The sequence below is a fragment of the Kitasatospora fiedleri genome (assembly GCF_948472415.1).
GTDB classification, from domain to species: Bacteria; Actinomycetota; Actinomycetes; order Streptomycetales; family Streptomycetaceae; genus Kitasatospora; species Kitasatospora fiedleri.
Genome location: NZ_OX419519.1, coordinates 5,616,429 through 5,634,006, shown reverse-complemented (window position 1 = coordinate 5,634,006; position 17,578 = coordinate 5,616,429). Strand labels below are relative to the sequence as shown.

At 73.3% G+C, this 17,578-nt stretch carries 16 protein-coding genes; 9 read left to right on the top strand and 7 right to left on the bottom strand.

Going from position 1 to position 17,578, the window contains the following annotated elements:
- Nucleotide 1: 1 nt before the first annotated feature.
- From QMQ26_RS25645 to QMQ26_RS25630, 4 genes are read right to left on the bottom strand one after another with little or no spacing between them, the layout of a single operon-like run.
- Nucleotides 2–319 carry a non-heme iron oxygenase ferredoxin subunit gene (locus QMQ26_RS25645; protein ID WP_033252501.1) on the bottom strand — a complete coding sequence of 106 codons (318 nt, stop codon included), beginning with the start codon at nt 317–319 and terminating at the stop codon, nt 2–4.
- Nucleotides 316–1,557: a Fe-S cluster assembly protein SufD gene (sufD, locus tag QMQ26_RS25640; protein WP_100840245.1), complete on the bottom strand. Its 1,242-nt coding sequence runs from the start codon at nt 1,555–1,557 to the stop codon at nt 316–318. The genes QMQ26_RS25645 and sufD overlap by 4 nt, the downstream gene beginning before the upstream one ends.
- A gap of 60 nt (nt 1,558–1,617) precedes the next feature.
- Nucleotides 1,618–3,030: a Fe-S cluster assembly protein SufB gene (sufB, locus tag QMQ26_RS25635; RefSeq protein ID WP_100840246.1), complete on the bottom strand. Its 1,413-nt coding sequence runs from the start codon at nt 3,028–3,030 to the stop codon at nt 1,618–1,620.
- Nucleotides 3,023–3,874 carry a helix-turn-helix transcriptional regulator gene (locus QMQ26_RS25630; protein ID WP_404814205.1) on the bottom strand — a complete coding sequence of 284 codons (852 nt, stop codon included), beginning with the start codon at nt 3,872–3,874 and terminating at the stop codon, nt 3,023–3,025. The genes sufB and QMQ26_RS25630 overlap by 8 nt, the downstream gene beginning before the upstream one ends.
- Nucleotides 3,875–4,007: 133 nt before the next feature.
- Between QMQ26_RS25630 and QMQ26_RS25625 the strand changes: the two genes are divergently transcribed.
- From QMQ26_RS25625 to QMQ26_RS25615, 3 genes are all read left to right on the top strand, one after another.
- Nucleotides 4,008–4,925: an ABC transporter ATP-binding protein gene (locus QMQ26_RS25625; protein WP_282202818.1), complete on the top strand. Its 918-nt coding sequence runs from the start codon at nt 4,008–4,010 to the stop codon at nt 4,923–4,925.
- Nucleotides 4,922–5,692, top strand: coding sequence for an ABC transporter permease (locus QMQ26_RS25620; RefSeq protein ID WP_282202817.1), 771 nt, complete (start codon nt 4,922–4,924; stop codon nt 5,690–5,692). Before QMQ26_RS25625 ends, QMQ26_RS25620 begins: the two co-directional genes overlap by 4 nt.
- Nucleotides 5,693–5,776: 84 nt before the next feature.
- Nucleotides 5,777–6,742 carry a COX15/CtaA family protein gene (locus QMQ26_RS25615; protein WP_282202816.1) on the top strand — a complete coding sequence of 322 codons (966 nt, stop codon included), beginning with the start codon at nt 5,777–5,779 and terminating at the stop codon, nt 6,740–6,742.
- A 180-nt stretch (nt 6,743–6,922) separates the two neighbouring features.
- Here QMQ26_RS25615 and QMQ26_RS25610 read toward each other — a convergent pair whose 3' ends face one another.
- Both QMQ26_RS25610 and QMQ26_RS25605 read right to left on the bottom strand, forming a co-directional pair.
- Nucleotides 6,923–7,255, bottom strand: coding sequence for a hypothetical protein (locus QMQ26_RS25610; protein ID WP_282202815.1), 333 nt, complete (start codon nt 7,253–7,255; stop codon nt 6,923–6,925).
- 9 nt (nt 7,256–7,264) lie between these two features.
- Nucleotides 7,265–8,536, bottom strand: a complete 1,272-nt coding sequence (locus tag QMQ26_RS25605) for an FAD-dependent monooxygenase (RefSeq protein WP_282202814.1) — start codon at nt 8,534–8,536, stop codon at nt 7,265–7,267.
- Nucleotides 8,537–8,660: 124 nt separating this feature from the next.
- Here QMQ26_RS25605 and QMQ26_RS25600 point away from each other — a divergent pair, with 124 nt between their 5' ends.
- On the top strand, nt 8,661–9,305 hold the full coding sequence (locus QMQ26_RS25600; RefSeq protein WP_100840253.1) for a DUF2461 domain-containing protein: 645 nt from the start codon (nt 8,661–8,663) through the stop codon (nt 9,303–9,305).
- A gap of 26 nt (nt 9,306–9,331) precedes the next feature.
- Here QMQ26_RS25600 and QMQ26_RS25595 read toward each other — a convergent pair whose 3' ends face one another.
- Entirely contained in the window at nt 9,332–10,276 is a 945-nt protein-coding gene (locus tag QMQ26_RS25595) for a heme o synthase (RefSeq protein ID WP_282202813.1), read from the bottom strand.
- Between the two features lie 400 nt (nt 10,277–10,676).
- Between QMQ26_RS25595 and tkt the strand changes: the two genes are divergently transcribed.
- From tkt to pgl, 5 genes are all read left to right on the top strand, one after another.
- Nucleotides 10,677–12,773 carry a transketolase gene (tkt, locus tag QMQ26_RS25590; RefSeq protein WP_282202812.1) on the top strand — a complete coding sequence of 699 codons (2,097 nt, stop codon included), beginning with the start codon at nt 10,677–10,679 and terminating at the stop codon, nt 12,771–12,773.
- A gap of 99 nt (nt 12,774–12,872) precedes the next feature.
- Entirely contained in the window at nt 12,873–14,015 is a 1,143-nt protein-coding gene (gene tal / locus QMQ26_RS25585; RefSeq protein ID WP_282202811.1) for a transaldolase, read from the top strand.
- Nucleotides 14,016–14,086: 71 nt separating this feature from the next.
- Nucleotides 14,087–15,646 (top strand): glucose-6-phosphate dehydrogenase, encoded by a 1,560-nt coding sequence (gene zwf, locus QMQ26_RS25580; protein WP_282206612.1) that lies wholly within the window; start codon nt 14,087–14,089, stop codon nt 15,644–15,646.
- Nucleotides 15,643–16,821, top strand: coding sequence for a glucose-6-phosphate dehydrogenase assembly protein OpcA (opcA, locus tag QMQ26_RS25575; RefSeq protein WP_100840256.1), 1,179 nt, complete (start codon nt 15,643–15,645; stop codon nt 16,819–16,821). Before zwf ends, opcA begins: the two co-directional genes overlap by 4 nt.
- Nucleotides 16,818–17,558, top strand: coding sequence for a 6-phosphogluconolactonase (gene pgl, locus QMQ26_RS25570; RefSeq protein ID WP_282202810.1), 741 nt, complete (start codon nt 16,818–16,820; stop codon nt 17,556–17,558). Before opcA ends, pgl begins: the two co-directional genes overlap by 4 nt.
- Nucleotides 17,559–17,578 lie beyond the last annotated feature (20 nt).

Below are 17,578 nucleotides of genomic sequence, written 5' to 3'. Positions count from 1 at the left end.
CTCAGTTCTCCTGGTTGACGGAGACGAGCACATCGTCCCCTTCGATCTTTACGGGGTAGACGGCGACCGGCCTGGTCGCGGGCAGCCCGGACGGCTTGCCGGTGCGCAGGTCGAAGCTGGAGCCGTGCAGCCAGCACTCGATCATGCAGTCCTCGACCTCGCCCTCGGACAGCGAGACGTTGGCGTGCGAGCAGGTGTCGTTGATCGCGAACACGCCCTCGTCGGTGCGGACGATCGCCACCGGGACGCCGTTCAGCTCGACCTTCTTGGGCACGTCCTCCTGCAGGACGCTCAGCGCGCAGGCCCGGACGTAGCTCATGCCACGGCCGCTTCCAGCTCGGCCTCGATCTGCTCCAGCAGCCGGTCCTGGATCTCGGCGACGCCGATCTGCTGGACCAGCTCGGCGAAGAAGCCGCGCACCACCAGGCGGCGGGCCTCGTCGGCCGGGATGCCGCGGGACTGCAGGTAGAACAGCTGCTCGTCGTCGAAGCGGCCGGTCGCGGAGGCGTGGCCGGCGCCGACGATCTCGCCGGTCTCGATCTCCAGGTTCGGCACCGAGTCGACCCGGGCGCCGTCGGTGAGCACCAGGTTGCGGTTGAGCTCGTAGGTGTCGGTGCCCAGCGCGGCGGCCCGGATCAGCACGTCGCCGATCCACACCGCGTGCGCGTCCTGGCCCTGCAGCGCGCCCTTGTAGGCGACGTTGGAGCGGCAGTGCGGGGTGTCGTGGTCGACCACCAGGCGGTGCTCCAGGTGCTGCCCGGCGTCCGCGAAGTACAGGCCGAACAGCTCGGCCTCGCCGCCGGGGGCGGCGTAGGCGACCCGCGGGTGCAGGCGCACCACGTCGCCGCCGAAGGTGACGACCACCGACTTGAACGAGGCGTCCCGGCCGACCAGCGCGTTCTGCTGGGCGACGTGCACCGCGTCGCGGTCCCAGTCCTGGACCGAGACGAAGGTCAGCTTGGCGCCGTCGCCGACCAGCAGGTCGACGTTGGCGGCCCGGGTGCCGGTGCCGGTGTGGTTGAGCACCACGACGGCCTCGGCGAACGGCTTGACCTCGACCACCAGGTGGGCGAAGCGGACGCCGCCCTCGGCGTGCACGTCGATCCGGACCGGCTCGGTGAGCGCGGTCTCCTTCGGGACGGTCACCACCAGGGCCTGCTCGAAGGCGCTGAACGCCTGCGCGGCGACCCGGTCCACCGGGGTGCCGGCCTTGCCGACCCGGGCGTCGTCCCGGCCGACCAGCTCGGAGGTGACGCCCTCCGGCAGGCCCAGCTCGATCTTGTCCTCGCCCGAGTGACCGGCGGCCGCCTCGGCGGCCTTGCCGTCGTGCAGCCCGCCGAGGCGGTGCAGCGGGGTGAACCGCCAGTCCTCCTCGCGGCCGGTGGGCACCGGGAAGTCGTTGACGTCGAAGGACGGCTTGACCGCGACCCGGGCGTCGATCGGCTGCCGGACGGTGTCGCGCCCGGTGCCCGGGCCGGCGAGCTGCGCGCCGGCGCCGGCGGTTCCGACCTCGATCGAGCCGGCGGTGGTGGAGCCGGGGGTGTTCTGCTCAGCCATGGCTGTTCGTGTTGCTCTCTTTCGGGAATGGTCGACGGACGGGCGGGGGCTGACGGCGCGTCAGCCGACCGCGCCCTCCATCTGCAGCTCGATCAGCCGGTTCAGCTCCAGCGCGTACTCCATCGGCAGCTCGCGGGCGATCGGCTCGACGAAGCCGCGGACGATCATCGCCATCGCCTCGAACTCGGTCATGCCCCGGCTCATCAGGTAGAACAGCTGGTCCTCGGAGACCTTGGAGACGGTCGCCTCGTGGCCCATCGACACGTCGTCCTCGCGGACGTCCACGTACGGGTAGGTGTCCGAGCGGGAGACGGTGTCCACCAGCAGCGCGTCGCACAGCACGTTGGACTTGGCGCCCTTGGAGCCCTCGCCGATCTCGATCAGGCCGCGGTAGGAGGTCCGGCCGCCGCCGCGCGCCACCGACTTGGAGACGATGTTGGAGGAGGTGTTCGGCGCCATGTGGACCATCTTCGCGCCGGCGTCCTGGTGCTGGCCCTCGCCCGCGAAGGCGATCGACAGCGTCTCGCCCTTGGCGTGCTCGCCCATCAGGTAGACGGCCGGGTACTTCATGGTGACCTTGGAGCCGATGTTGCCGTCGATCCACTCCATGGTCGCGCCCTCGTACGCCACGGCGCGCTTGGTGACCAGGTTGTAGACGTTGTTCGACCAGTTCTGGATGGTCGTGTAGCGGCAGCGGCCGCCCTTCTTGACGATGATCTCGACCACCGCGGAGTGCAGCGAGTCCGAGGAGTAGATCGGCGCGGTGCAGCCCTCGACGTAGTGGACGTAGGCGTCCTCGTCGACGATGATCAGCGTCCGCTCGAACTGGCCCATGTTCTCGGTGTTGATCCGGAAGTAGGCCTGGAGCGGGATGTCCACGTGCACGCCCTTCGGCACGTAGATGAACGAGCCGCCGGACCACACCGCGGTGTTCAGCGCGGCGAACTTGTTGTCGCCGGCCGGGATGACGGTGCCGAAGTACTCCTTGAAGAGCTCCGGGTGCTGCTTGAGCGCGGTGTCGGTGTCCAGGAAGATGACGCCCTGCTCCTCCAGGTCCTCGCGGATCTGGTGGTAGACGACCTCGGACTCGTACTGGGCGGCCACGCCGGCGACCAGGCGCTGCTTCTCCGCCTCCGGGATGCCCAGCTTGTCGTAGGTGGCCTTGATGTCGGCGGGCAGGTCCTCCCAGGACTCGGCCTGCTTCTCGGTGGAGCGCACGAAGTACTTGATGTTGTCGAAGTCGATGCCCGACAGGTCGGAGCCCCAGGTCGGCATGGGCTTCTTGCCGAACAGCTTGAGGCCCTTGAGGCGGAGGTCGAGCATCCACTCGGTCTCGTTCTTCTTCGCCGAGATGTCGCGGACCACGTCCTCGCTCAGGCCGCGCTTGGCGGCGGCGCCGGCGGTGTCCGAGTCGGCCCAGCCGTACTCGTACGTGCCCAGGCCTTCGAGCTCGGGGTGTGCGATGTCAGTCATGCGAGGTTCCTCCGCGCGGACGAGCCGTTCTCGATGGGGGACGTACCGGCAGTCGGCGCGGCACCGGGCGTCCGGGGGACGACGGTGCGGCACCGGATGCCGGCACATACGTGGTGCAGACCCCGTCGCCGTGGGCGATGGTGGCCAGCCGTTGCACATGGGTGCCCAGAAGCTGCGAGAAGACCTCGGTCTCCGCCTCGCAGAGCTGCGGGAACTGCTCGGCGATGTGCGCGACCGGGCAGTGGTGCTGGCAGAGCTGGGCGCCCGCCGGTGCGGCGGGCGCAGCGGCGGCGGGCGGAACGCGCCGCACCGTGGCAGCGTACCCGTCGGCACTGAGCGCCTCGGCCAGTGCCTCGGCGCGCTGTTCGGCGCCGGCCCGGTCGAGGGCGTCCTGGTACTTGAGGCCCTGCTTGGCGAGCCGGGCCCGGGCGAAGGCGGCGACCGCCTCCTCGCCCGCGCTGCCGCCGCCGGCCGCGTCCGAGATCCAGCGCAGCGCGTCGGCGGCGAGCTGGTCGTACGCCTGGTAGAAGGCGCTGCGGCCGCTGTCGGTGAGGGCGAACACCTTGGCCGGGCGGCCGCGGCCGCGGCTGCCGTGGACCCGCTGCTCGCGGGACTCCACCAGCCCGGCGGCGGCCAGGCCGTCCAGGTGGCGGCGGACCGCGGCGGAGGTCAGGCCGAGGCGGCCGGCCAGGTCGGCGGCCGAGGAGGGCCCGTGGTCCAGGATCGAACGGGCGACCCGGTCCCGGGTCGCCCGGTGGCCCTCGGCGAGGGCCTCCGACGCCGCCGCGGGCACGGCGCAGCCGGGAGCCTCGGGCTCCCGGTGCTGGGCGTCGTGCTCGCGGATGTTTTTCACAACACGATTGTTGCTTAATTCGTTCGGCAGAAACAAGCCGTGACCCACGCCTCACCGGTGTCGTCCATCACGAAAGGCAAGCCTTACCTGAAAGGGGCCGTGAGCTGCTCCTAGACTCGCCGCTATGCATGCAGACCCCGCCGTCGAGGTGACCGGACTGGTCAAGCGGTACGGCGACAAGACCGCCGTGGACGGGCTGAGCCTGGCCATCGCCCGCGGTACCGTCACGGCGGTGCTGGGCCCCAACGGGGCCGGCAAGACCACCACGATCGAGACCTGCGAGGGCTACCGCCGCCCCGACGCGGGCACGGTCCGGGTGCTGGGGCTGGACCCGGTGGCGCAGGCCGGGCGGCTCAAGCCGCGGATCGGCGTGATGCTCCAATCGGGGGGCGTGTACGCCGGGGCGCGCGCCCTCGAAATGCTCCGGCACACCGCCGCGCTGTACGCGGACCCGCTGCCCGTCGGCCCGCTCGCCGAGCGCCTGGGCCTCGACTCCTGCGGCCGCACCCCCTACCGCCGGCTCTCCGGCGGCCAGCAGCAGCGCCTGGCCCTGGCGATGGCCGTGGTCGGCCGCCCCGAGCTGGTCTTCCTGGACGAGCCCACCGCCGGCCTCGACCCGCAGGCCCGGCGCGCCACCTGGGAGCTGGTCACCGAGCTGCGCGCGGCCGGCGCCACCGTCGTCCTCACCACCCACCGGATGGACGAGGCCGAGCAGCTCGCCGACGACGTCGCGATCGTCGACCGCGGCCGGGTGATCGCCCAGGGCTCCCCCGACGAGCTGCGCGGCGCCGACGCCCGGCTGCGCTTCGACGGCCCGCCCGGCCTCGACCTGGCCGCGCTGCGCAAGGTGCTGCCCGACCGCGCCGCCGTCACCGAACCCGCCCCCGGCTCCTACCGGGTCGAGGCCGAGCTCGACGCCGCCCTGCTCGCCGCCGTCACCGGCTGGTGCGCCGCGGCCGGGGTGATGCCCGACAAGCTCGCGGTCCAGCGCCGCAGCCTCGAAGACGTCTTCCTCGACCTGACCGGACGTGACCTGCGATGACCGCCACCGACCTCACCCCCCGCCCGGGCGCCGCCCCGGTCGGCCGGATGCTGCTCGCGCAGACCGCCCTGGAGACCAGGATGCTGCTGCGCAACGGCGAGCAGCTGCTGCTCACCGTGGTCATCCCGACCGTGCTGCTGGTGCTGTTCTCCGCGGTCGACGTGGTCGCCGTGGACGGCCCGGGCAAGCGGGTCGACTTCCTGGCCCCGGGCCTGCTGGCGCTGGCGGTGATGTCCACCGCGTTCACCGGGCAGGCCATCGCCACCGGCTTCGAGCGCCGCTACGGCGTGCTCAAGCGGCTGGGCGCCACCCCGCTGCCGCGCTGGGCGCTGCTGACCGCGAAGACCGGCTGCGTGCTGGTCACCGAGCTGCTCCAGGTGCTGCTGCTGTCCACGATCGCGCTGGCGCTGGGCTGGTCCCCGCACGGGAGCCCGCTGGCGGTGCTGCTCCTGCTGGTGCTGGGCACCGCCGCGTTCTCCGGCCTGGGCCTGCTGATGGCCGGCACCCTGCGGGCGGAGGCCACGCTGGCCGGCGCCAACCTGGTGTTCGTCCTGCTGCTGCTGGCCGGCGGCGTGGTCGTCCCGCTGTCGAAGTTCCCGGACGCGGTGCGCCCGGTGCTGGAGCTGCTGCCGATCTCGGCGCTCTCCGACGGCCTGCGCTCGGTCCTCCAGCTCGGCGGCGGCGTGCCCTGGTCCGACCTCGGCGTGCTGGCCGGCTGGTCGGTGCTGGGCCTGGCCGCCGCGGCCCGGTTCTTCCGCTGGGAGTGACGCCCGCCACCGGCCGCCGGGAGTGACGCGCGGCACCGTTCTCCCGGGGCCGGGGCGCCGCGTAAGCCCGCCTACGATGGTCCGGTGACCAACCCGCTCTCCCTCCTCGCCGACCGCTGGCACCCGACCACCCGGACCGTCCGCCGGGCGGCGCTGACCGCGCTGGTGATGAGCGTGGTGATCGTGGTGACCGGCGGCGCCGTCCGGCTGACCGCCTCCGGCCTGGGCTGCACCACCTGGCCGCGCTGCACCGGCGAGAGCCTGACGCCGACGCCCGAGATGGGCCTGCACGGCGTCATCGAGTTCGCCAACCGGATGCTCACCTACGTGCTGTGCGCGGCGGTCGGCTGGTTCATCCTGGCGGCCCGCTGCGCCAAGCCGTGGCGGCGCCCGCTGACCAGGCTCGGCTGGGCCCAGTTCTGGATGGTGATGAGCAACTCGGTACTGGGCGGCATCACCGTCCTCACCGGCCTGAACCCGTACATCGTGGCGGCGCACATGGTGGCCGCGATGGGCCTGGTCTGGGTCGCGGTGCTGTCCTGGGAGCGCGCCGGGGAGGGCGACGGCCGGCCGCGCGCCCTGGTCGCCGAGCCGATCCGGCGGCTGGCCCGGGTGCTGGTGGCGGTGATCGGCCTGCTGGTGCTGGCCGGCACGCTGGTCACCGGGGCGGGCCACCACCCGGGGGCCTCCGCCAAGGACGGCAAGCCGGTGTACCGCATCCCGGTCGACTACGACCGCCTGGTCCAGGCCCACGCCGACCTGGTGTTCCTCTCGGTCGGCCTGACGCTGGCCGCGCTGCTGGTGTTCGCCGCGGTCAAGGCCCCGCCGGCCGCCCGGGCCCGGGTGCGGGAGCTGTTCGTCCTGCTGCTGCTCCAGGGCGTGCTCGGCTTCGTGCAGTACTTCACGGACGCGCCGGAGCTGATGGTCGGCCTGCACATGCTGGGCGCCGCGCTGATCTGGGCCGCCGCGCTGCGCGTCCCGCTGGCGCTGCGCAGCCGGGCCGGCGTGCCCGCGCAGGCCGGCGCACCGGCCGCCGAACTGGTCGGCTGACCCGCGCCCCCACCCGGCCCGGGACCCGTCCGCCCGGGACGCGCCGGAACGGCCCGAAGCAGCCGCCGGACCGGCCGCTCCGGCCCCACGCCACGCGCAGGAGCGGCAACGCGCAGGAGCGCGGACAGCCGTCCGCGCTCCTGTGGAGAATCCCCGTCCCGGACGGACGGCCCCGGCCGGTCAGACCTGGATGCCCGCCATCCGCTTCCACTCGTACGGGCCGGTCCGCACCTTGAGGCCCAGCTCGCCGTCGAACTCGTCGTGCAGGGTGAGCCCGGCGAGCTCGGCGGCCCGTAGGCCGATCGCGTAGCTCGGCGCGACCTGGTCGCCCCAGGTGCCGTCGGCGCCGACCAGGACGATCCGGGTGGCGATGGAGCCGACGTACTCGACGACGCCCTCGGCACTGCCGCCGTGCTGCGCGGCGAAGCTGCTGAGGTGCTTGGCAATGCGCTTGGCGCGGCGCTCGGCGCGGGCGTCCGGCGCGGTGGTGGTGGCGGTCTCCGCGGTGGTCATGCCCGCATGCTACCGACCGGTAGCGCAGCTGGCGACGGCAGCGCGCTGTGCCGGCGGCCACACGTCCGCCACGGGCAGCGCGCCGGCCCCCGCGTAGGCCCGGGCGAACTCGGTCGCCTCCGGGCCGGGCCGGGCGATCCGGCGGATTCGCTCCAGCCGCAGCCGCAGCGCGAACTCGCGCTGTTCGGGCGGCAGCCCGGCGGGCAGGTGGAGCAGGTCGAGCAGCCGGTCGGAGAACTCCTGGGTACGCCAGGCCGCCGCCAGCCGGCGCTCCTGGTAGCCCTCCAGCGCCGCCCCGCCGTCCTCGCCCTCGCCGCCCTCGCCGCCCTCGGCGCGCAGCTCCGCCAGCAGCGCCCCGGCCAGGTCGGCGGCGTCGGCGACCGCCGAGTTGAGGCCCTTGGCGCCGGACGGGGTGACGGTGTGCGCGGCGTCCCCGGCCAGCAGCAGCCGCCCGTGCCGCATCCGGCGGGCGACCCGGCCGCGCATCCGCAGCACCCCGGTCTCCAGCAGTTCCCCGGGCCGCGGGTCGCCGCCGCCGAGGCCGAGGCGCCGGACCAGCTCGGCCCGAATCCGGTCCGGCGGCCACCCCTCGACCCGCTCCCCCGCGGGCACCTCCAGGTAGAACCGCCCGACGTCGGCGGTGCGCGGCATCATCCCGGCGTACCCGTCCGCGTGCACCGCGTACCGCACCGCGGCCACCGGCCGGTCGATCCGGGCCAGCACCGTCAGCCAGTCGTACGGGTAGCGCCGCTCCGGGCCCGCCGCCGCGCCGTCCGGGAAGGCGGCGGCGACCACGCCGCGCGCGCCGTCGCAGCCGACCGCGTACCGGGCCCGCAGCTCGCCGCCGGCGGTGCGCAGCACCGGGTGTCCGGCGCGGTCCGGCGCCACCGCCAGGACCGGCGAGCCGAAGGCGATCGTGCCGCCGTCGCGCTCGTAGGCGGCGATCAGGTCGCGCACCAGCAGCTGCTGCGGGTACACCCAGTGCCGCACCCCGCCGGAGAGCGCGCCGTAGTCGACCACCACCCGCTCGCCCAGGCAGCTGATCTCGCACCGGCCGTGCCGCTCGCCCTCCGCGGTCAGCCGGTCGGCCAGGCCGAGCGCGCGCAGGTACTCGACCACCCGGTGCTCCAGCACCCCGGCCCGGGCGGTGGCCTCCAGCTCGGCCCGGGACAGCCGCTCGTGCACCGCCGCGTCCACCCCGGCCCGGCGCAGCGCGTGCGCGAGGACCAGCCCGGCGGGCCCGGCGCCGACGATCGCGACGGTGGTGGTGCGGGGCGTCATCGGCGGCCTCCAGCTGCTCCCCGCGCGCCCGGTGCGCCCGGCGGTCGCCTGGCAACCTAACACTTGACGCGGCGTCAGCCCGCCGCCGGGCGGCGGTGCCCGGACGCGGGTGAATACTGTCCGGGTGAACGATTTCCGTGGCTGGCCGGCCGAGGCGCTGGAGTTCTACGAGCACCTGGAGGCCGACAACTCGAAGACCTTCTGGGCCGCGCACCGCGCGGTGTACGACGAGGTCGTGCGGGCCCCGATGGAGGCGCTGCTGGCCCGGCTGGAGCCGGAGTTCGGGCCGGGGAGGATCTTCCGGCCGCACCGGGACGTCCGGTTCTCGGCCGACAGGTCCCCGTACAAGACGCACATCGGCGGGTACCTGGAGTCCGGCGGCTACGTGCAGCTGTCCGCCGACGGGTTGGCCTGCGGGCTGGGCTACTACCGGTTGGCGAGCGACCAGTTGGCGCGCTACCGGGCCGCGGTGGCCGAGGACGTGCCGGGGGCCGAGCTGGAGCGGGTGGTGGCCGGCGTCCGGGCGGCCGGGCCGCAGGTGGTCGGGCGGGACAGCCTGAAGACCGCGCCGCGCGGCACCGCCAAGGACCACCCGCGGATCGAACTGCTGCGCCACAGGGGCCTGGTCGCCTGGCAGGAGTGGGAGCCCGCGGCCTGGCTGGGCACCGCGCGGGCGTACGGCCGGATCACCGGCTTCCTGCACGCGGCGGCGCCGCTGCACGCCTGGCTGGAGAACCACGTCGGCCCCAGCGAGCTTCCGCCGCGCTGAGGCCGAGGGGGTGTGCGGGAGGGGCGTCAGCCCACGAAGGGGTCGACCGCCACGACCAGGAACAACAGGGTCAGGTAGGTGATCGACCAGTGGAACAGCCGCATCTCCTTGAGCTTGGCGCCCACGATGCCGGCCTTCGCGCGCGACTGGAGGGCGTAGGCCTCCTTCATCCACAGCGCGCCGAGGACGGCGGCGGTGGCCGGGTACAGCCAGCTGGTGTGCGCGGCGGGCCACAGCAGCAGCGAAGTCGCCACCATCACCCAGGAGTAGGCGACGACCTGCCTGGCGACGCCGATGTTGCCGCGGATCACCGGCAGCATCGGCACGCCGGCCTTGGCGTAGTCGTCGCGGACCTTCATCATCAGCACCCAGGTGTGCGGCGGCGTCCAGAAGAACACCACCAGGAACAGCACCACGGCCGCCCAGGACAGCGAGTCGGTCACCGAGGACCAGCCGACCAGCACCGGCATGCAGCCGGCGATGCCGCCCCAGACCACGTTCTGCGAGGTGCGCCGCTTGAGGCCCAGGGTGTAGACGAACACGTAGAACAGCAGGGCGCCCAGGGCGAGCGCCGAGGAGAGCCAGTTGACCAGCAGGCCGAGCCAGAGGGTGGAAACCGCGGCCAGCACGACGCCGAAGACCAGCGCCTCGCGCGGGGAGACCATGCCGGTGACGATCGGGCGCCGCTCGGTGCGCGACATCACCGCGTCGATGTCGCGGTCGATGTACATGTTGAGCGCGTTGGCGCCGCCCGCCGACAGGTAGCCGCCGACCACCACCGCGAGCACCCGCCACAGGTTGGGCACCCCGCCCTGGGCCAGGAACATCACCGGGACCGTGGAGATCAGCAGCAGTTCGATGATCCGGGGTTTGGTGAGGGCCACGAAGGCCCCGACGCGGGCCCCGAACGGCCGGGGCGCGGTCCTCGTCCCTACCACCACCCCAGCGGGGCGGGATTCGACGGCGGTCACGGACACCTCAACAGTCGATGAACTTCCACAGGCGACCCGGAGACCCGCAGGGTGCCCGCCGTCCGCTCTGCGCGTACCACGCAACCATAGACGTTCCATATCTCCCGATCCGCCCCGGGGTCCCCCGGCGAGCCGCGTCCGTTCCCGTCTTGCCCCTCGGACGGGCAAACCCTCCCCGGAGGGGTGAAGGTAGGACAGACGAGTTGACGGCCCGGCAGGGGAATGCGACGCCTCGGACCCACGTTGCCCGGCACAGAGGGTGAGGTGCCCCGCTAACGGTAGGCTCGCACAGAGAAGCGGGATCAACCCTCCGTGATCGGCACCAGCCACAGCGGCGTGGCCGACCGGTCCCCTTCACGGGGTCACACTTCACAGAATCCGGAAGGAGCCCTGAGTCAGGGTGAGCAGCACGCGGAACGTTTTCGAGTGGAGCGAGTTGGACCAGCGGGCCGTGGACACGGCCCGGGTCCTGGCCATGGACGCCGTGCAGAAGGTGGGGAACGGACACCCCGGCACCGCCATGTCCCTTGCCCCCGCCGCCTATCTGATCTTCCAGCGCTTCCTGCGCCACGACCCGACCGACCCGGCCTGGGTCGGCCGCGACCGCTTCGTGCTCTCCCCCGGGCACACCTCCCTCACGCTGTACACCCAGCTGTTCCTGTCCGGCTACGGGCTGTCGCTGGACGACCTGAAGTCCTTCCGGGTCGCCGGCAGCCGTACCCCCGGCCACCCGGAGCACGGCCACACCGCCGGCGTCGAGACGACCACCGGCCCGCTCGGCCAGGGCATCGGCAACGCGGTCGGCATGGCGATGGCGGCCCGCTACGAGCGCGGCCTGTTCGACCCGGAGGCCGCGGCCGGCGCCTCGGCGTTCGACCACACCGTCTGGGCGATCGTCTCCGACGGCGACCTGGAGGAGGGCATCTCGGCCGAGGCGTCCTCGCTGGCCGGCCACCAGAAGCTGGGCAACCTGGTCGCGCTCTACGACGACAACCACATCTCGATCGAGGGCGACACCGAGACCGCCTTCTCCGAGGACGTGCTGGCCCGCTACGAGGCGTACGGCTGGCACGTCCAGCGGGTCGCCCCGAAGGCCGACGGCGACATCGACGTGCCCGCCCTGGCCAAGGCCCTGGAGGCCGCCCGGGCCGAGACCGGCAAGCCGTCGATCGTCGCGATGCGCACCATCATCGCCTGGCCCGCGCCGAACGCCCAGAACACCGGCAAGGCGCACGGCTCGGCCCTCGGCGACGCCGAGATCGCCGCCACCAAGAAGGTGCTGGGCTTCGACCCGGACAAGACCTTCGAGGTCACCGACGAGGTGCTGGCCCACACCCGCGAGGTGGTCGAGCGCGGCCAGCACGCCCGCGCCGCGTGGGAGGGCCGGCTCGCCGACTGGCGCGCCGCCCACCCGAAGCAGGCCGCCGAGTTCGACCGGGTCCAGTCCGGCGAGCTGCCCGACGGCTGGGAGAAGGCCGTCCCGGTCTTCCCGGCCGGCAAGGACGTCGCCACCCGCAAGGCCTCCGGCGACACCCTGAAGGCGCTCGGCAAGATCGTCCCCGAGCTGTGGGGCGGCTCCGCCGACCTCGCCGAGTCGAACCTGACCACCATCGACGAGGAGTCGTCCTTCCTCCCGGAGGGCAACCCGCTCAAGAGCGCCTCGCCGTACGGCCGGACGATCCACTTCGGCATCCGCGAGCACGCCATGGGCTCGATCATGAACGGCATCGCGCTGCACGGCCGCACCCGGATCTACGGCGGCACCTTCCTGGTGTTCTCCGACTACATGCGCCCCGCGGTCCGGCTCGCCGCCCTGATGAAGCTGCCGGTCACCTACGTCTGGACGCACGACTCGATCGGCCTCGGCGAGGACGGCCCGACCCACCAGCCGATCGAGCACCTGGCCGCGCTGCGCGCCATCCCCGGCCTGGCCGTGGTCCGCCCGGCGGACGCCAACGAGACCGCCGTGGTGTGGCGCACCGTGCTGGAGCGGTACACCAGCCACCCCGGCCCGGTCGGCCTGGCGCTGACCCGGCAGGGCGTGCCGACCTTCGACCGCGAGGTGTTCGGCTCCGCCGAGGGCGCGGCCAAGGGCGGCTACGTGCTGGCCGAGGCCGGCGGCGGCGTGCCGAAGGTCATCCTGATCGGCACCGGCTCCGAGGTGCAGATCGCCGTGGCGGCCCGCGAGGTGCTGGAGGCCGAGGGCGTCCCGACCCGGGTGGTCTCGCTGCCCTCGGTGGAGTGGTTCCGCGAGCAGGACCAGTCCTACCAGGACAGCGTGCTGCCGCCCGACGTCAAGGCCCGGGTCTCGGTCGAGGCGGGCATCGCCCAGGGCTGGCGCGAGCTGGTCGGCGACGCCGGCCGGATCGTCAGCCTGGAGCACTTCGGCGCCTCCGCCGACTACAAGGTGCTGTACGAGGAGTTCGGCCTCACCGCCGAAGCGGTCACCAGCGCCGCCCGCGCCTCGCTGCGCACGGTCGAAGCCGTCTCGCGCTGACGCGCTGATCCGCCCGGCCCGGGGTATCCGCACTGCCCCGGGCCGGCGCCCCGGACTCCCCCACGCACGCCCGAAGAGAATGAAGAGGGACTGAGCACCATGACCGACGCATTGAACCGCCTCAGCGAAGAAGGCGTGGCGATCTGGCTCGACGACCTGAGCCGCGAGCGCCTGAACTCCGGCAACCTGGCCGAGCTGGTGCAGGAGAAGCACGTCGTCGGCGTCACCACCAACCCGACCATCTTCCAGAAGGCCATCGGCGGCGGCAGCGCCGCCTACGACGGCCAGCTGACCGACCTCGCGGTGCGCGGCGTCACCACCGAAGAGGCCGTCCGCATGATCACCACCTCGGACGTCCGGGACGCCGCCGACGTGCTGCGCCCGGTCTACGACGCCTCCAACGGCCGCGACGGCCGGGTCTCCATCGAGGTCGACCCGCGCCTGGCGCACCGCACCGACGCCACGGTGGCCGAGGCCAAGCAGCTCTGGTGGCTGGTCGACCGCCCGAACGTGCTGATCAAGATCCCCGCCACCTTGGGCGGCCTGCCCGCGATCAGCCAGGTGCTCGCCCGGGGCATCAGCGTCAACGTCACGCTGATCTTCTCGCTGGAGCGCTACAAGGCCGTCATCGACGCCCACCTGACCGGCCTGGAGCAGGCCAAGGCCGCCGGCCTGGACCTCTCGCAGATCGAGTCGGTCGCCTCGTTCTTCGTCTCCCGGGTCGACACCGAGATCGACAAGCGGCTGGACGGCGTCGGCACCGCCGAGGCCGAGGAGCTGCGCTCGAAGGCCGCGCTGGCCAACGCCCGCCTCGCCTACCAGGCGTACGAGGAGGTCTACGGCTCGGTCGACGGCGGCAAGCCCGCCTCGGCCCGCTGGGCGGCCCTGGAGGCGGCCGGCGCCAAGCCGCAGCGCCCGCTGTGGGCCTCCACCGGCGTCAAGGACCCGAACCTGCCGGACACCCTGTACGTGACCGAGCTGGTCGCCCCGGGCACCGTCAACACCATGCCCGAGGCCACCCTGGACGCCACCGACGACCACGGCGAGGTCACCGGCGACACCATCACCCCGAACTACGCCGACGCCAAGGCCGTGCTCGACGCGATCGCCGCCGCGGGCGTGGACTACGACGACGTGGTCCAGGTGCTGGAGGACGAGGGCGTGCAGAAGTTCGAGGCGTCCTGGACCGAGCTGCTCGACACCGTCAGCGCGGCGCTCGCCGCGCACGACAAGAAGAACTGACCCCTGCTCACGAACTGACGCAACGGAAAGCGGAGCACACCACAGTGAGCAACACCCAGCCGTACCCGGATGTGGAGGGCACGGAGCCGGCCGCGGGCGACACCCCGGACCGGCCCGTCAACCCGCTGCGCGACCCCGCCGACCGGCGGCTGCCGAGGATCGCCGGCCCGTCCGGCCTGGTGATCTTCGGGGTCACCGGCGACCTCTCGCGCAAGAAGCTGATGCCGGCGGTCTACGACCTCGCCAACCGCGGCCTGCTGCCGCCGGGCTTCTCGCTCGTCGGCTTCGCCCGCCGGGAGTGGGAGGACGAGGACTTCGCCAACGAGGTGCACGACGCCGTCAAGGAGCACGCCCGCACGCCCTTCCGCGAGGAGGTCTGGGAGCAGCTCGCCAAGGGCATGCGCTTCGTCCAGGGCGACTTCGGCGACGACGACGCCTTCGACACCCTGCGCCGCACGATCGAGGACCTCGACCGGGCGCAGGGCACCGGCGGCAACTTCGCGTTCTACCTGTCGGTGCCGCCGAAGTTCTTCCCGACCGTGGTCCAGCAGCTCAAGAAGCACGGCCTGACCGACCCGGCGCCGGGCTCCTGGCGCCGGGCGGTGATCGAGAAGCCGTTCGGCCACGACCTGGCCAGCGCCCAGGAGTTGAACCGGATCGTCCACGAGGTCTTCCCCCGGGACGAGGTCTTCCGGATCGACCACTACCTGGGCAAGGAGACCGTCCAGAACATCCTGGCGCTGCGCTTCGCCAACCAGATGTTCGAGCCGATCTGGAACCGGTCGTACGTCGACCACGTGCAGATCACCATGGCCGAGGACATCGGCATCGGCGGCCGGGCCGGCTACTACGACGGCATCGGCTCCGCCCGTGACGTCATCCAGAACCACCTGCTCCAGCTGATGGCGCTGACCGCCATCGAGGAGCCGGCGTCCTTCCACCCGAAGGCGCTGGTCGCCGAGAAGCTGAAGGTGCTCAGCGCCGTCAAGCTCCCCGCCGACCTGGGCGCGCACACCGTGCGCGGCCAGTACGCGGCCGGCTGGCAGGGCGGCGAGGAGGTGCTCGGCTACCTGGACGAGGACGGCATCGACCCCGAGTCCAAGACCGACACCTTCGCCGCCATCAAGCTGGAGATCAACAACCGCCGCTGGGCGGGCGTCCCGTTCTACCTGCGCACCGGCAAGCGGCTGGGCCGCCGGGTCACCGAGATCGCGGTGGTCTTCCAGCGGGCCCCCTACCTGCCGTTCGACTCCTACGCGACCGAGGAGCTCGGCCAGAACGCCCTGGTGATCCGCGTCCAGCCGGACGAGGGCGTCACCGTGCGGTTCGGCTCGAAGGTCCCCGGCACCGCGCTGGAGGTCCGCGACGTCACGATGGACTTCGCCTACGGCGAGTCCTTCACCGAGTCCAGCCCGGAGGCGTACGAGCGCCTCATCCTGGACGTCCTGCTCGGCGACGCGAACCTCTTCCCGCGGCACCAGGAGGTCGAGCTGTCCTGGCAGATCCTCGACCCGATCGAGCAGTACTGGGAAGCCAACGGCAAGCCCGCGCAGTACCCGGCCGGCACCTGGGGCCCGGTCGAGGCGGACGAGATGCTCGCACGAGACGGCAGGAGCTGGCGCCGGCCATGAAGATCGACCTGACGGACACCACGTCCAGCAAGATCAACGCAGCCCTGATGAACGCCCGGCGGGAGAGCGGCTCGACCGCCGCCGGCATGGTGCTGACCCTGGTGATCGTGACGGACGAGGGCAGCGCGTACGACGCGCTCAAGGCCGCCAACGACGCCTCCCGCGAGCACCCCTCGCGCATCCTGGCCGTCATCAAGCGGGCCGGGCGCTCGCCCCGCGCCCGGGCCGAGACCCGGCTCGACGCGGAGATCCTGGTCGGCACCGACGCGGGCAGCGGCGAGACCGTCATCCTGCGCATGCACGGCGAACTCGCCGCGCACGCCCAGTCCGTGGTGCTGCCGCTGCTGCTGCCGGACGCCCCCGTGGTGGTCTGGTGGCCGGACAACGCGCCGCTCAACCCGGCCCAGGACCCGCTCGGCGCGCTCGCCCAGCGGCGGATCACCGACGCGGTGACCGCCGAGTCCCCGGTCGGCCAGCTCGCCCAGCGGGCGGCCGGCTACACCCCCGGCGACACCGACCTCGCCTGGACCAGGATCACCGGCTGGCGCTCCATGCTGGCCGCCGCCCTGGACCAGCGCGACGTCGAGATCACCGGCGCGGTGGTCGAGGGCGAGTCGTACAACCCCAGCGTCGAACTGCTCGGCCTGTGGCTGAACAACCGGCTGCGCGTCCCGGTCGAGCGGGTCGTCACCGGCGGCCCCGGCATCACCGCGGTGCGGCTGCACACCGAGGACGGCGACATCACGCTCGACCGCCCCGACGGCCTGCTCGGCACGCTCTGCATGCCCGGCGCGCCCGACCGGATGGTCGCCCTCAAGCGCCGCGACACCGCCGAGCTGATCGCCGAGGAACTGCGCCGCCTCGACCCCGACGACATCTACGCCACCGCCGTCCGCACCCCGGTCGACCGGCTGCGCGAGCGGATCGCCGGAGTCGAGCACGCGGGCCCCGGCGGCACCGTGGAGGCCCACGCGGCGGCGGAGGCCGGGGACGCTCCGGACGACGCTCCGGACGCTCCGGCGGAGGAGGGCAAGGTGGTCGAGGCCGCCGTCGCCGCCCCGGCCCGGGTCAGCGCCAAGCTGCCCGGCAAGGCCGCCCCGGCCAAGAAGGCGGCCCCCGCCAAGAAGGCCGCGACGGCCGAGAAGACCGCCCCGCGCAAGCGGAGCGGCCAGTGAGCACCGACCGGGTCCTGGTCCACCGGGACGCGGCGCTGCTCGCCCAGGCCGCCGCCGCCCGGCTGCTCACCACCACGGCCGACGCCCAGGCCGCCCGCGGCACCGCGCACCTGGTGCTCACCGGCGGCCGCAACGGCAACGCCCTGCTGGCCGCGCTCGCCGCCCACCCGGCGCGCGACGCGGTCGACTGGGCGCACGTCGACCTGTGGTGGGGCGACGAGCGCTACCTCCCGGCCGGCGACCCGGAGCGCAACGCCGTCCAGGCCGCCGCGTTCCTGGACGCCGTCCGGCCGCTCGGCGCCCGGGTGCACGAGATGCCCCCGGCCGACGGCACCACCACCGCCGAGCGGGCCGCCGAACGCTACGCCGCCGAACTGGCCGCGGCCGCCGCCCCCGGCGAGCGGCTGCCGCTGTTCGACGTCCTGCTGCTGGGCGTCGGCCCGGACGCGCACGTCGCCTCGCTCTTCCCCGGCCACCCCGGCACCGGGCGGAGCGACGGCACGGTCATCGCCGTCCACGACTCCCCCAAGCCCCCGCCCACCCGCCTCTCCCTCACCCTCCCCGCCCTGCACCACGCCCGCCAGGTGTGGCTGCTGGCCGCCGGCGAGGACAAGGCCGACGCGGTCGCCCTGGCCCGCACCGCCCCCGGCGCCGCCACGGCCCCGGCCGGCGCGGTCACCGGCACCGAGCGGACCCTGTGGCTGCTCGACGAGAAGGCGGCGGGCAAGCTCGCCTGACGCACCGGCGCGGAAAGGAG